We start from the raw sequence: 14040 nt of genomic DNA, 5'->3' as shown, positions 1-14040 counted from the left end.
ACTTTGACCTGTGATCTCCCCTCAGCTTCGATGGCGCGATGGACGCTTGGCTAGACCCTGCATCAACTATTGAAGAACAAGTCCGCGCAGTAGCACGGACGATAGACGCTTTTGACGACTCATTTGAGCCAGATGTGCGGGTGGCAGATGCGCGTTTTGGCGACTACCAGGCCAATGGTGTGTTGCCCTTCGCAAAACGCAATAAGACCAATCCACGCCAGCTAGGTCAGACGCTGATGGATGCTTTGGTCGCCTCGGGTGTGTTTAAGGCCGCGGGTGTGGAAATCAGCCTAGCGGGGCCGGGTTTCGTCAACTTTACTTTTTCCAAAGAGGCCCTCACACAATGGCTTATGGCTCATGAGGATGCCGATGCTTTTGGACAGCCTTGCTCGGCATTGAAGGCGGGACAGAAGATCGTTGTCGACTACTCTTCCCCCAACACCGCGAAGGAAATGCATGTAGGTCATATCCGCTCGACTTGCATCGGCCACGCTATCGCCAACTTACTCGAATTTGCCGGAGCCGATGTCATTCGAGACAACCACATCGGCGATTGGGGGACCCAATTTGGGATGATCATCTATGGGATCAAGGCGGCCGGCTATGACTTGGATGCCGATCACGAGGACCCGATTGCAGACTTGGAACAATTTTACAAGGACGGCTACGCCGCCTACAAATCCTCCGAGGAATTGGCACAAACCGTCCGCGATGAACTGGTCAAGCTCCAGACGGGCGACCCTGAGAACGTCGCTCTCTGGAAGAAGATTACCGAGGTAAGCTGGACCGTTTTTCAACGGATCTATAATCAGCTGGGCGTCCAATTCGATATCGTCCATGGCGAGAGCTATTACCGTGATCAGGTAGATTTCATCTATGGTGAGATGGAGCAGACCGGTCTTTCAGAGGTAGACCAAGGTGCACAGGTAGTATTCCATCCCGAACACAAGCGTTTCTCAAAGCAACCGTTCATCATCCGCAAAGCCGATGGCGCCTCAAACTATGCCACAACCGATCTCGCAACGATCTATGACCGTACGCATGAGCTGAAGGCAAGCGGGATGATTAACGTGGTAGATTCGCGGCAAAGTGATCACTTCGAGCAGCTTTTCCTGACCGCCAATAAATGGTATGCGGCGCGCGGCTGGGATCTACCGGAAATGAAGCATGTCAGCTTTGGAACAATTCTCGGCGAGGATAATAAGCCGCTGAAGTCCAAAGAAGGCACCTCAGTTAAGTTGAAAGACCTGATCGCCGAAGCAATCGAGCGTTGCGAAAAAATCGTCGCAGAGAAAAACCCAAGCCTCAGCTCAGACGAGCGGCGCCACATCGCGGAGGTGGTTGGCGTAAACGCTATTCGTTATGTGGACCTGTCACAGAACCGTTCAACGGATTATGTGTTCAGCTGGAACAAACTCCTGAGCTTCGAAGGGAATACAGCTCCCTATCTCCTTTATGCAGTAGCTCGGATTAACAGTATATTTCGAAAGCTCGAGGAGGACCCGGCTGAAGACTTTAAGACCGACTCAGCCATCGAGACAGACGCTGAGCGGGCGCTGGCTCGTCAATTGATGGGCTTTACCGATGCAGTGAAACAGTCACTTTCGGATCTACGCCCTCACTTCATCTGTAGCTATCTCTTTGAGCTCTCTTCGAGCTTCAGCAGCTTTTACAATGCTGACAAAGTCGATGTCGAAGACTCGGAGGTCCGCACACGCCGTCTCATGCTATGTCAAAAGACGTTGCAGGTTCTTAAGTTGGGGCTGGGAATTTTGGGCATACCGACTTTGGAGCGGATGTAAGTGAAACAGGCACTTACATCGCGCATTTGGCTCAAAGCCCAATGCCGAGCTGGGGCTTGACGTTCCCAGGGATGTATATCGGCTCGGAATGCCGAATAAACAAAAAGCCGGAGCATCTATATATACACTCCGGCTTTTGACCTGAATACTCAATGACAATGTCCTGAGTAAATTTAGAAATACTACTTCAGTAATATACGTCTACGGAAAACTTCACCGTCAACCGGCAGGTGACACGGGTGAGATCGTAGCTTCTCCAAGATGATGTCATTTACCCGAGGTGCAGTGGAAGCAATGATCTGAATGGAGATATCTGAGCCAATGTCCGAAGATCGCTGATATTGAACGATCACGAAATCGCTAGCGCTGAACTGACTCTTCAATTCAGCAGGTAATACAATAGATGAAGACTCTCTATTGTCGTGAGAGTCGTGATGGCTCGCATACGCCGACGGGCCGAGAGTGATGCATCCAAGGAATGCAAAAATCCAGAAGAAGCGGCCGATGTAAGAAACTTGAAATGAATTTTCCATATCTGCAGTAAAAGGACCACTATGTGAATTTCAAGTCTCAATGTGACATTTACGTAATTTTTGTTTCATTTTTGTGACATTATAGTGCTTTCCATTAGCTCATTTATAGTTGAGATTCTTCGTCATTGAGCGATTCCCCACCATCTACCTCGACTCATGGCGTGAACGCTGGGCCTACCTCGTGGCTTGAGATCGTTCTGCTAGGTATCGCTTCTATCCTAGCATTTGCGCCCCTTATGGTTTGGCTGTATGACGCCGCATCAAAAGAGTCGCAGATCCTACATGCATTTATTGTTCTAGGATTCGCAGGCGTGATGTTGACCTTGGATCAACGCGAGAAGGTTAGGCTGCAGCCAATCATGGGGCGACCCGTTCTCTTCGCTGTAGCGCTCTCGACTCTGTTTCTCCTCACAGGTTTCATCCTTAAGATCTCTGTGCTGTATCCAATAGCTCTGACCGCGATGATCTTTGCCTGGCTGCACATTTTTCTAGGAAATAGTTTCCCAAGAATCGCCTACGGTTGGACTCTGGCATTTTGCGTCTTTCTGTTGCTAGTTATCGTTTTCCCTACGATCGACTGGCCGCTGCGAATGCTTGCAGGGCACAACGCAGATTGGATTTTCAAAAATTTGGGCGTAGAGACGAAATTGGGGCTCTTTGAGGATACTACATCGAACACTATCAAACTCATTTTTGTGGTCGACGGGCGCCCTTTCGAAGTAGCTCCAGAATGCAATGGTTTTGGCGTCATGGGCTCAGCTGTGTTGTTGGCAAGTCTACTCGCTGTCGCCCGTGGAAGTCGTGTGATCACCGCATGCTTGACTGTCGCAGGCGCTCTCCTCCTCGGATACCTGGCCAATACGCTGCGTATCGTAATTATTCTGATTCTAGCACCATTGGTTGGTGAGCACTATTTCGTCATGCACGAAATAGTGGGAACAGTCACCTTTCTTGGAACTCTTTTCCTGATATGGAGACTTTGGGCTCCGAAGCGAAAGATACCTCTAGAACCCAAGTAACCCCACATAATCTTTAACATGCTCGTTCAACCCCATTCCCGCTTTGTCTTCATCGGCGATTCTATAACCAACGCAGACCGTGCAGAGGCCGGAGAAATGTTGCCTCACGACCCATGGGTCGGCTTGGGCCGCGGCTATGTCTCTTACATACATGCACTCCTCGCATCGCGTTATCCCGCGGCCTTCATAAAAGTCAGCAATCGAGGCATATCTGGTGATGGCATCCTCGATTTACTGGACCGTTGGAACGAGGATGTGATCGAACTCAAACCCAATTGGCTAAGTGTATTTGTAGGAATCAATGATGTATGGCGTCACTTTGATTCACCTACAAACCGAGATCAGCACGTATCTTTGGATACGTTTGAAACTGTTTATACAAAACTGCTGGAGCAGACACGGCGATCTTTAGATGGGCTGATCTTAGTGACCCCCTACGTCGTAGAGGAAGACCCCAAAGACAAAATGCGTGTGCTTATGGCAGAGTATGCCGCCATCGTTGAAAAGCTGGCCGATAAGTTTGATGCTCTACTCGTCGATAGCCAAAGCGCCGTGGATCAACTGACTGACGTTCACCACCCGACTGCCATCGCCTGGGATCGCATTCATATGGGCCCAGCAGGGCACATGAGTCTCGCCCGCGCCCTGCTGGATGCGATCGGATTTGATTGGTAGGCGCTATTCGCCCTGCCCCATGGAGAAGCCAGGGACGCCATCGAAGGTGCAGAGATTTTCGGTTTTAATGACGTCCAATCCCGCTCCACTGATAGAGCGTAGCAGATCAAGGATTTCGCTGTATTGAACGCAATCAGAATCTGAACGGAAACGGCACCTCCAATGGTCTGTGCAGAAAGTCTCAGGCGCACCGTCTGGGTAGACTTTAACACCGCGATTGGTAATCAACCGAAGACGCATCGTGCTGCTATCGACGGATTCAAGTCTGGCGGCCAAAGCTCCTGGATCGCGTTCCGCTTCGTCCCAGCACAGGAAGACATCGACACCGATCGTCTCCTTCTTCGCTATCACGGACTGTGTGGATACTTGGATGGCGTTGGGTTCATAATTCACTGGAGCCAGTTTCTCTGGACTCAAGCCGAGGCGGGCGATTACTGCATCCGCAAATGCAGCTGTCCCCACACGCTCAGAGCTGACACCCTCTTGGTAAATATCCCCGGTATGAATCCCATCCTCAATGGTCTTGAGCCAAGCATTCTTGATTTTCTCTGCGCACACGGCCTCGCCCAGATGAACCAGCAATTGCGTCGCCGCGATGAGGACGCCTGAAGGATTGGCGATCCCTTTGCCTGCAATATCTGGAGCAGAACCGTGGACCGCTTCAAACATCGCCAGGGTATCGCCGATGTTTGCAGACGAGGCCAACCCCACAGAACCAGCGATCTGAGCCGCAATGTCTGATAGGATATCTCCATAGAGATTGAGCGAAACGATCACATCAAATTGTTCAGGCGTATCAGCCAAACGAGCGGCACCGATATCGATGATATAATGATCGTGTTCGATCTCAGGGTATTCGGCGGCCACCTCTTCAAAGACCTGATGGAATAAACCATCTGTCAGCTTCATGATGTTGTCTTTTGTCATGCAGCTGACCTTTTTGCGGCCGTAGGCCTGAGCATATTCGAAGGCGTAGCGCACGATTCTCTCACATCCTGGCCGACTCAAGAGCTTTAATACTTGATGCACTTCAGGCGTCTGCCGGTGCTCAATACCCGCGTAAAGATCCTCCTCATTTTCTCGGATAATGACCAGATTCATGTCTGGGTGCGCGGATGCGATAAAGGGCGCGTAGGCTTTGCAAGGACGCACATTGGAAAAGAGATTCAGCGACTTCCGTTTAGTGACGTTGACGCTCTTGAAGCCTTTTCCCTGCGGGGTCATCACGGGCCCTTTGAGGAGCACGCCAGTCGCGCGCATCGATTTCCACGCAGCGGGCTCGATTCCCGATGAGATACCTTCATTGAAGACGGTTTCTCCCAATCGGACGCTTTCCCAGGTAAGGGGAGCGTCCGCTGCTTTGAGTATCCTCAAAGTGGCGTCCATGATCTCGGGTCCAATCCCGTCTCCGGGTGCTAAAGTGATGTGATGCTGCTTGCTCATAATGCGGTGAGAAGAAGATAACACCATCTATTGATTTGTATAATTTAACTATTCTATAAAATCGTTCTTTTTTATATATGAATAATCTCAACTATCATCATCTGCGCTACTTCTTTAGTATCGTAGAAGCTGGCACACTTACAGAGGCGGCGCGGAGACTCCATGTGTCCCAATCCTCAGTGAGCATCCAACTACGCCAGCTCGAAGAAAATTTGGACTGCGCTTTATTTGATCGCCAACACAAGAGCCTTCATTTGACCGAGGAAGGGCGCATCGTCTTCGATTACGCAAAAACCATTTTTCAGACTGGCGATGAACTCATCGCCACGCTCAACAACCGCAGCCGACTCTATGCCTCGACCTTCCGTGTCGGCGCTGTAGCTACCCTATCTCGCAACTTTCAAATCGCGTTATTGAGAAGCCTCATTCGTGACGACCGAGTCGAAGTAATTATTCACTCAGCCAGTAAAGGCGAACTGTTGGAACAGCTACGCGCGCACACGCTGGATGTGGTGCTGGCAAATCGGCCAGCCCCTGAAGAAGGCAATCGCCCTCTGCGCAACCACCGTCTCGCGGAACAACCCGTCTCCCTCATCGGGCAGCCTGAATTGGCCTTGCCGAACGATTTTCAATTCCCCAACAGTTTAAATCGTTTCCCTCTAATTTTACCAAGTCGGGCCAATGACATCGGGATACAGTTCGACCACATCATGGAACAGGCTGGCATCCGTCCACTTGTCGCGGCAGAGGCAGACGACATGACCACCCTTCGCCTCTTAGCCAGAGAAATGAGTGTCATGGCGCTCATACCGCCTGTCGTGGTGAAAGACGAATTAGTCACCGGAGAACTTCGAGACTGGATAAAGATCCCAAACTTGAGAGAGAATTTCTACGCCATCACTCAGCCAAGGCGGTACCCCAGCCCGTTCCTCGAAGAGATCCTGCAACGTGCTGGCCAAGAGGGTTTAACGAGCTAAATTTAAATAAGATTCTAAGCATAGAGTGATGGCGACAGCCATTGCTTGACTTGAGCTTTGATCCGCATGGAGGCAATCGCTCTCGCGATCACCCTACTAAACATCAGTTTGCCCCGCACTTCTGGTCACACCCTTTGAGGAAACATCTAAGAATTTTCTCTTGGCAAAGCGATCTGGGCCTGTTGTTCTCTCCGCTTCCTCAAAAGGTGAGATATCCAAGCGGCCAACGGATGCTGACTGTAAATCAGCCGGTGTAATGCCTTCACAGGTTCGAATCCTGTTCTCACCACCACTTTTAGAAAAGCTCCGCGGTTATGATCGCGGAGCTTTTTTGTCGCCAAAATCAATGATCAACGCCGAGCGCTGATTCCTCGTTAAAACGAAGGCGATCGGGAAATTTTACCAGGAACTCATCACTTTCACCGAGCGTCAGCTTTTCTCTAGCCACCGCTTCGAGGTAGGCCTTGTCTTCGCGTAACGCATGGATGTGAGCACGGCCTTGATCGATAGACTGCGCGAGTTGAGCTGCCTCTTCCTCAAGTGCAGCGCCCCGAGTTTCCTGTGTCGTCAAATGCTGATGTGTCTCTCTGTTCCAAAGAATAAAGAGGCAAACCACGCAAATCTGTAGACCAATTAGCGCGGCTGTGAATACCTTATGGATGCCTCTACCCATCAAATACTTACTATGTGCATAACTAATCGTGTGAAGCCAAGTTTTTCTTAACATTGAGAGCGCAATATCGCACAAATCTAATATTCACCGAAAATAGAGATCGTGCGAAACGATAATTCCTCTCTCAAATCTCATCCATCTAATCCGTTTTCTAACCTCCTCTCAAAGCGCTGGCAGTTCTCTTTACCATGTATCAACAGTTCTTCGGTCTGTCGGAAATGCCCTTCAACATCACTCCGAATCCCCGGTTCCTCTTTTTGAGCAAGACTCACGAAGAGGCGCTGCAGAACTTGCGCTATGGAGTTCAAGAGAAGAAGGGATTCATCGCTCTTACCGGTGAAGTCGGCTGTGGTAAAACTACTCTCTGCCGAAAACTTCTCGAAGAACTCGCACCCGAGCGCTACGACACCGCGCTTATCGTCAATCCGAGGATGTCTGAGACCCAACTCCTGAAAGGAATCTTGAGCGAACTCGGCGAAGCTTCAAAGGCACGATCGAAGGTAGATCTCCAAAATCAAATCAACCGTACGCTCCTTGAGCGGATTCACGATGGTAAAGATATCGTATTGATCATCGATGAAGCTCAAAATCTCTCCTTCGAGGTCATGGAGCAATTGCGCTTGTTGTCCAACCTCGAGACAGACGACCAAAAGCTATTGCAGATTATCCTTATCGGACAGCCTGAGCTAAAAGAGAAATTGATGGAAGATCGCCTGCGCCAATTACGGCAAAGGATTCTCGTATTTTATGACCTACAGCCCCTCCAGGTCGAAGATACTCAGGCTTACATACAGCACCGTCTCAATCTAGCGGGTGCCAACGGAAAACCCCACTTCACACCTCGAGCACTGCGCAGTATTCACAGGGCCACCAGCGGGACCCCACGCCGCATCAATAATTTGTGCGACAAGGCTCTACTTGCAGCCTTCATACGGCAGTCAGAGTCCATCGGCTGGTGGGATGTCAGAAAAGCGCGTAAAGACATCGACAGCATTGGGAAATAGATCATGAGCCGATCCCCACAACCCGATTTCTCGAAAGTCCGCGCTCTCATATTGGATAGCGATGGGGTGCTGACGGACGGCGGCGTCTATATCACAGCATCAGGCGAGCAAAGCCGCCGCTTCGATATCAAAGACGGTCTCGGTTTAGTCCGCTTACGTGAACACGGATTCCATCTCGCCATCATCAGCGCATCCCCCATCCCGGTCGTCGAACACAGAGCCAGACAACTCGGTATCAACGACGTCTATGTGGATGAAAAGCGTAAACTCGAACGCGCTCAAGAGCTCGTCGAGAAATGGGGCCTCAGCATAGAAGCTGTAGCCTACATCGGAGACGATTTAGCAGACTTACAAATGTTGGCCGCCGTCGGCCTTCCCATTGCCGTAAGCGACGCCACCGACAGCGCCATCGAGGCTGCCGCCTACGTTACGAAGAAACCGGGAGGCTTCGGCGCCGTCCGCGAAGTATGCGACCTTATACTCCAAGCTCACGGCCATACCGCGTCCTTTAACCCCAGCGCGATTTAGTCCCTTTTCAAACATGTCCCTGATTAACGAAGCCCTCAAGAAAGCCCAGCGAGACCGGCAACATAACACGGGCATGTTGCTCCATAAGGACGATCGCAGCCAACATGGTGCTCAAGTTCAGCCCCAACAAGCTTCGCCTTGGCCCTGGGTGTTTGCTTCCATTACAGTGGTGGTCGTTTCGCTTCTGATTGGAGTCGCTCTCTACATCATTTCGGGTAAAACCCCCACCCCCGAATCCGTGGCGCGAACCGTCGCCCAAATTCCAGTGCCAGCAGCCGAAAAAGCGCCCACGCCGATTCCTGCTCCAGAACCTGTCGCTGACATCCCATCCCCACTATCTGAGCCAGCGCCCAAAGAAGCACCAGCAGTCGAGGCAACGACTCCGTCGGCCTCACTACCGATACCTGCATCGCCGCCCAAGCGCATTGCTGCAGATCCTAAAATTGTGGACCTACTCAAGCAGATTAGCGTTACCGGTGTGCTGTTATCAGACGACGAGGGACAGGACCGCATCTACATCGATGGGCAGGTGTATTGGGATGGAGATACTTTAAACCCTCAGCTTCAGGTCAAAATTGCCGAAATAAGAGGCCAAGCCGTAGTTTTTGTCGATGAGTCAGGAGTCCGATACACCAAACGATTCTAAGCCGATGCGCCTCAAGCTCTCTGGAAATACTCCCGAGGGCAACAAGGAGTCAGCGGAAAAGAACCCTTCTACCGAACCCAAATCGGATTCGGAAAATGCCACTGAAAAAAAGGCGATTTCTTTCAAAAAGGCAGAGCCAAAGTCTTCGGATTCCGAAACTGCTGATACCAAGTCGGCCGGCAAAGATCTCAAAAAAGTCCCACTCAAGGGTCTCAAGAAGGCTCAGGCCACTCCCGATCCTCTCCTCGATCCTGATATAGAAATCGCTTTCGATACTCCAAAACTTCCCAAGACGACTCAGGCTCAAAATCCAGTTCAAACTGATGCCGTTACTCCAGAAGGCTTGGAAAATGGAGAAGAGAGCTCGGAAGAAAATATATCAGCCGATGCTCCAAAAAAACTTGGGCTCAAAACGGCCGCCGATTCCGCCTCAGAGCAGACTAAACCTTCTTCAAGCGAAGCAATTCAAGATAGCGTAACCGATTCGGAGCCTCACGAAACAGAACAGGAGCCGAGTTCACAAGAAGCCACGCCAGAAACTGCAGAGCCCAAGCAACAATCTGGCAAGTCTGCCCTAGTGATCCTTGCGGCGGTCCTCATTTTACTGCTGGGTCTCGGTGGGTACTTTGGTTGGCTGATTGTCGCGGGCACCGAAGAATCGGCGCCAACGACGACACCCAGTCCGCCTTCAATAGCTAAGACTACTACACAAAGCGAACCCGTCCCCGCTCCAGCCGAAGAAACAGCTCCCGTTGTCGTTGTCACCAACCCGCTACTGGTGGCAGAAACTGACCTAACTTCAGAAACCAGTGCCGATCCGGCCGATTCAACCACTTCCTCATCCGAGCAGACCTCTAATCCTATTTCAGCTCGGCTAAATCAGATGGTCACGACGACACAAACGGCACGAGAACTAGCCGATCAGCACAACAAACAAAGAGCCGTGCTTAACGAAATCGATTTAGAAGCGACACCGACACCATTGGAAGAGGAGAATACAGCCGCGGGTCAATCGAGCGCCGTACTCCCAACGCCACCGATCGAGGCAGTCGAAAAACCGGTGGTTACCGCACGAGAAAACAAACGGATTGCTCGTAGTGATCCGGAGCCGAGCTCCGTACTTAACATTCCGCAAAACCCAAATATCTCAGCTTGGATTTCTACCGTAGTTATTTCTAGCTACAGTGAGAGCCTCCAACGCGCAAGCATCGGCCCCATCGTCTTTAAGAAAGGTGAACGCGTGAATGAAGATTTGATGGTGACACTATTTTACATCAAAGATCGCGTCATCTACTTCCAGGATGGCAACGGGGCCGTCTACAGCAAACCGCTCTGATGGCACACCATACTCAGGTTAGCAGGGTCGCTTACGGGTAAGCAGCATTCGCAGTGAAGGTCTCAGGCCCGCTACAACGACCGCGGCTCCTCATCAACTGGGACCTTTTCCCCCTCAATGTGAGCCCCATCCGGCAACCATGCATTGTAATAGGCCCGATAAACCCTGACATGCTTAGCACAAAAATCTCCAAATTGGGCAAAAGCATCACAACCTTCACGCAGCGTTTCCGGGACGTCTAACAGACTTACGCAGCGAGACACGGGCAGGAGTGCGCCAAAATATACCAAGAATAGAAAGATGGGTAGAAGGACAAAATACTTGAAGACAGACCAAGCGAGCTTGAACATTCATTAAATCTCAGGCGTCGGACCATGAATTGCAACCTATCTGCTCTGAGAACTGTCAGCCTGACTTATGCTTCGATTATTCCGTAGATCCACCCGAACTTCCATAGCTATATGTATCCTTGGCCTGGGGATACTCACAGCGCAGATCCAATCCAACGCACCCATCAAAGATTTCCGTCTCCCAATATTTTCCGATGAAGGCCGCTTGCTCTGGGATGTTTCCGGTATGGAAGGCGTCTACGTGAGCGCGGAACAAATTGATGTGAGGGGCGCGACCTTTCATGCCTATGGCAACCACGCTCACTCGGAAGCCACTCTACGCATCGAGTGCCAAAGAGCTTCCGTCTTTCACGAAACAGGACAAGCCCGAGGCGAAGGTTCGGTCTTTGCAAAAGGAGAGTCTTTTGTAGTCACAGGAGAAAATTGGAGCTGGGATACACCCACTCAGACCCTGATGATCGAAGAAGACGTGCGTGTTCTATTTAATCTATCCCTCAACTCCCTTTTAAAATGAGACCCCATTTACCCAAGATTTTGATGTGCCTCTATCTCATTCTGATTGGAGTAGTAGACGCACAAAATGCCCCAATCGAACGCACCATCATTGATAGTGATCGCGTGATCCTGAGGAGCACACCCGGAGAAAATGTCTTTACCTTCGAAGGAAATGTCAGAATCGAGGGGACCAATCTCGTGGCCAAATGCGACATCCTCGAAGTCATCGCCACACGAGACCAAGCCACCAATATCGACCAAGACCCGAGCCTCATTGGCCAAATCGGCGGCATCGAATCGCTGATTGCGACAGGAAATGTCAGGATTGAGCAAGAGGGACGTATCGCCACCGGAGGCCTGGTAAAAATCTTTCCCAAAGATGGCTATATTGAGCTGCTGGAAGATCCTGTATTTATCGACGTGCAGGGCGCCCGCGTCGAAGGCAAGCGCATCGTGCTCGAACAAGGAAAACAACAAGCCCGCGTCGAAGGCTACGAAACAGGTGATCGCAGAGCACGGGTTATTCTCCCTGCTTTCGAAGATCTCGGAGTCGATATCGAAGAAGCATTCAGCCCTCCAGAAGCATCTGGCGAGGACAAGCCTGCAGAAAAAACTGAGTAGCCCATCTCTAAAATGGCAAAGACTATTGAAATGGAAAGTTCAGGATCCGCCACAACGGTTTCTGGAGGGATCGTCGCCCAAGGCCTAAGAAAACAATACGGCAAACGCCTGGTCGTCCAGGGAGTCGATCTCGAAATACGCCCCGGTGAAATCGTTGGCCTGCTCGGACCCAATGGAGCAGGAAAAACAACGACGTTTTATATGATCGTTGGCCTGGTCCGTGCCACCGAAGGGGCCGTATCAATCGACGATCGAGATATCACGCGCAAAACTATCAATCAACGCGCACGCATGGGGATCGGATACCTGCCCCAAGAGTCTTCTGTTTTCGCCCGCCTGACGATTTGGCAAAATATCGAAATCGTCGCGGAGCTTTTGCCACTCAAACGATCGGAGCGAAAGGCAAAGATCGCCGAGACCCTTGAATCCATGGGGCTCACTCACTTGAGTAAGCAAAAGGCATACACACTCAGCGGCGGCGAACGCCGGCGCCTCGAGATCGCGCGCGCGTTGATCATGGACCCCACTTACATTCTCATGGACGAGCCGTTCAGTGGAGTCGATCCCATCAGCGTTGCCGACGTTCAGAAGATCATCACTGATCTCAAGTCGAAAGGAATCAGCGTACTCATCACCGACCACAATGTCCGCGAAACCCTCCGCATCGTCGACCGCGCCTACCTCCTCTACGACGGTCAGATCCTCAGCCACGGCACCAGCGAGTTTCTCATCAACGACCCCGATAGCAGGAAATTCTATCTTGGGGACGATTTTGAAATGTAGATTGTCAGGCAGCCGAAGCGGTGGCGAAGCACCGCCCTCCATGTTGTGTGCATAATAGCCTGGAGGGGCACGCTTTGTAGTGACCCAGAACCATATGGGCATCAATTTGCTCGCACCGGTTGCGCGCTATCATTCTTGTAAGGAATCATTATGAGGATGCGCGTCTCTACCATCGAAAGTATCCCTGTCCGCGAGTTTTACGACGGATTTAAGGACCAGCTTGATATGCACCTGTTTGCGGGTGAATCGGGCCTAGATAGAGTGATTCGCGAAAAGAGTATTAATCGGCCTTCACTAGCCATGACAGGCTATACCAAGTATTTCGCCAACAAACGTATCCAGCTTTTTGGTGCGGGAGAAATGGCCTTCTTGCGCGATCAATCTGAAGAGGAACAATTCAATTCGCTGCGGCGCATCGCAGAAAAAGGCATCCCCTGCATTGTCGTCTCACGTCAGCTCATGCCGACACGGGCTATGATCCGGATGTGCGAAGACTACGGCATCCCACTCATCCGCACGCCCATTACCACGAAAAATTTCACCACGGAAGGCACCGTTCTTCTCGAGGATAAGCTTGCCCCACGGACCACTCTACATGGGACCCTTATGGACATCCGAGGCATCGGTGTCCTGCTCCAGGGAAAAAGTGGTGTCGGTAAAAGTGAATGTGCACTCGCCCTTATCGAACGCGGACACAGCTTAGTAGCTGATGACTTGACCTACCTCCGCCTCGTCGGCGACCGAGAGATCATGTGTACCAGCGCAGAACTCAATCGTGGATTCATGGAGTGTCGAGGCATCGGCATCATCGACGTCGCGAAATTATTTGGTGTACGCTCTGTGCGCCCCGAGAAGCGTCTAGATCTTATCATCAACTTCGTCGAATGGAGACAAGGCATGGTCGAAGACCGCACGGGACTCGACCAAGACTATACCTCGGTTCTCGGGATGGACATCCCCCGAGTCGAAATTCCAGTCCGCCCTGGTCGTGACATGGCTCGGCTCGTCGAAGTCGCCGCCATGGTCCTCGCCCTCCGCAACCAAGGGCACGACTCCGCCCGCGAGTTCAACGAACGTCTCATCGCCCACATGAGCGGCGAGTAAGTGACGAATGAACGGCTTTTTCAATCCTTAGTATGCACCGGAATATCAAAG

At 51.2% G+C, this 14040-nt stretch carries 16 protein-coding genes and 1 tRNA gene; 13 read left to right on the top strand and 4 right to left on the bottom strand.

Features of this window, described 5'->3' with window-relative positions; genetic code table 11:
- Positions 1–38 precede the first annotated feature (38 nt).
- Positions 39–1802 carry an arginine--tRNA ligase gene (gene argS, locus HRU10_00410; GenBank protein ID NRA25695.1) on the top strand — a complete coding sequence of 588 codons (1764 nt, stop codon included), beginning with the start codon at positions 39–41 and terminating at the stop codon, positions 1800–1802.
- 182 nt (positions 1803–1984) lie between these two features.
- Here argS and HRU10_00405 read toward each other — a convergent pair whose 3' ends face one another.
- The gene (locus HRU10_00405) at positions 1985–2335 is read right to left on the bottom strand and encodes a hypothetical protein (GenBank protein ID NRA25694.1); all 351 of its coding nucleotides are present in this window, start codon (positions 2333–2335) and stop codon (positions 1985–1987) included.
- A gap of 125 nt (positions 2336–2460) precedes the next feature.
- Between HRU10_00405 and HRU10_00400 the strand changes: the two genes are divergently transcribed.
- Both HRU10_00400 and HRU10_00395 read left to right on the top strand, forming a co-directional pair.
- Positions 2461–3354: an exosortase/archaeosortase family protein gene (locus tag HRU10_00400; GenBank protein NRA25693.1), complete on the top strand. Its 894-nt coding sequence runs from the start codon at positions 2461–2463 to the stop codon at positions 3352–3354.
- Positions 3355–3372: 18 nt separating this feature from the next.
- Positions 3373–4029: an SGNH/GDSL hydrolase family protein gene (locus tag HRU10_00395; protein ID NRA25692.1), complete on the top strand. Its 657-nt coding sequence runs from the start codon at positions 3373–3375 to the stop codon at positions 4027–4029.
- 3 nt (positions 4030–4032) lie between these two features.
- Here the strand turns inward: HRU10_00395 and HRU10_00390 are convergent, their stop codons facing one another.
- Entirely contained in the window at positions 4033–5472 is a 1440-nt protein-coding gene (locus tag HRU10_00390) for an NADP-dependent isocitrate dehydrogenase (GenBank protein ID NRA25691.1), read from the bottom strand.
- Between the two features lie 77 nt (positions 5473–5549).
- Here HRU10_00390 and HRU10_00385 point away from each other — a divergent pair, with 77 nt between their 5' ends.
- Positions 5550–6449 (top strand): LysR family transcriptional regulator, encoded by a 900-nt coding sequence (locus tag HRU10_00385; GenBank protein ID NRA25690.1) that lies wholly within the window; start codon positions 5550–5552, stop codon positions 6447–6449.
- Positions 6450–6654: 205 nt separating this feature from the next.
- Positions 6655–6741 (top strand) — tRNA-Tyr (locus tag HRU10_00380).
- 51 nt (positions 6742–6792) lie between these two features.
- Here HRU10_00380 and HRU10_00375 read toward each other — a convergent pair.
- Entirely contained in the window at positions 6793–7176 is a 384-nt protein-coding gene (locus HRU10_00375) for a septum formation initiator family protein (protein ID NRA25689.1), read from the bottom strand.
- A gap of 134 nt (positions 7177–7310) precedes the next feature.
- Here HRU10_00375 and HRU10_00370 point away from each other — a divergent pair, with 134 nt between their 5' ends.
- The 4 genes from HRU10_00370 to HRU10_00355 are packed head-to-tail and all read left to right on the top strand — an operon-like array spanning position 7311 to position 10636.
- Positions 7311–8126: an AAA family ATPase gene (locus HRU10_00370; protein NRA25688.1), complete on the top strand. Its 816-nt coding sequence runs from the start codon at positions 7311–7313 to the stop codon at positions 8124–8126.
- A 3-nt stretch (positions 8127–8129) separates the two neighbouring features.
- Positions 8130–8654 carry an HAD-IIIA family hydrolase gene (locus HRU10_00365; GenBank protein NRA25687.1) on the top strand — a complete coding sequence of 175 codons (525 nt, stop codon included), beginning with the start codon at positions 8130–8132 and terminating at the stop codon, positions 8652–8654.
- Between the two features lie 13 nt (positions 8655–8667).
- Positions 8668–9300: a hypothetical protein gene (locus HRU10_00360; protein ID NRA25686.1), complete on the top strand. Its 633-nt coding sequence runs from the start codon at positions 8668–8670 to the stop codon at positions 9298–9300.
- On the top strand, positions 9266–10636 hold the full coding sequence (locus HRU10_00355; GenBank protein NRA25685.1) for a hypothetical protein: 1371 nt from the start codon (positions 9266–9268) through the stop codon (positions 10634–10636). Before HRU10_00360 ends, HRU10_00355 begins: the two co-directional genes overlap by 35 nt.
- Positions 10637–10707: 71 nt before the next feature.
- On the opposite strand, the gene HRU10_00350 is transcribed toward HRU10_00355, so the two are convergent.
- The gene (locus HRU10_00350) at positions 10708–10986 is read right to left on the bottom strand and encodes a hypothetical protein (GenBank protein ID NRA25684.1); all 279 of its coding nucleotides are present in this window, start codon (positions 10984–10986) and stop codon (positions 10708–10710) included.
- 67 nt (positions 10987–11053) lie between these two features.
- On the opposite strand from HRU10_00350, the gene HRU10_00345 reads away from it, so the two are divergent.
- The 4 genes from HRU10_00345 (at position 11054) to hprK (ending at position 13989) form a co-directional block, all read left to right on the top strand.
- Positions 11054–11500: a hypothetical protein gene (locus tag HRU10_00345; protein NRA25683.1), complete on the top strand. Its 447-nt coding sequence runs from the start codon at positions 11054–11056 to the stop codon at positions 11498–11500.
- Positions 11497–12102, top strand: coding sequence for a hypothetical protein (locus HRU10_00340; protein NRA25682.1), 606 nt, complete (start codon positions 11497–11499; stop codon positions 12100–12102). Before HRU10_00345 ends, HRU10_00340 begins: the two co-directional genes overlap by 4 nt.
- A gap of 12 nt (positions 12103–12114) precedes the next feature.
- A complete protein-coding gene (gene lptB, locus HRU10_00335) occupies positions 12115–12885 on the top strand; it encodes an LPS export ABC transporter ATP-binding protein (protein NRA25681.1) in 771 nt (256 codons plus the stop codon).
- A 156-nt stretch (positions 12886–13041) separates the two neighbouring features.
- Positions 13042–13989 (top strand): HPr(Ser) kinase/phosphatase, encoded by a 948-nt coding sequence (hprK, locus tag HRU10_00330; GenBank protein NRA25680.1) that lies wholly within the window; start codon positions 13042–13044, stop codon positions 13987–13989.
- Positions 13990–14040: the final 51 nt, after the last annotated feature.

This window comes from Opitutales bacterium (assembly GCA_013215165.1).
Classification (GTDB): Bacteria; Verrucomicrobiota; Verrucomicrobiia; order Opitutales; family JABSRG01; genus JABSRG01.
Note: the sequence above shows the minus strand (reverse complement) of the source record. Positions and strands in the feature narration are given on the sequence as shown.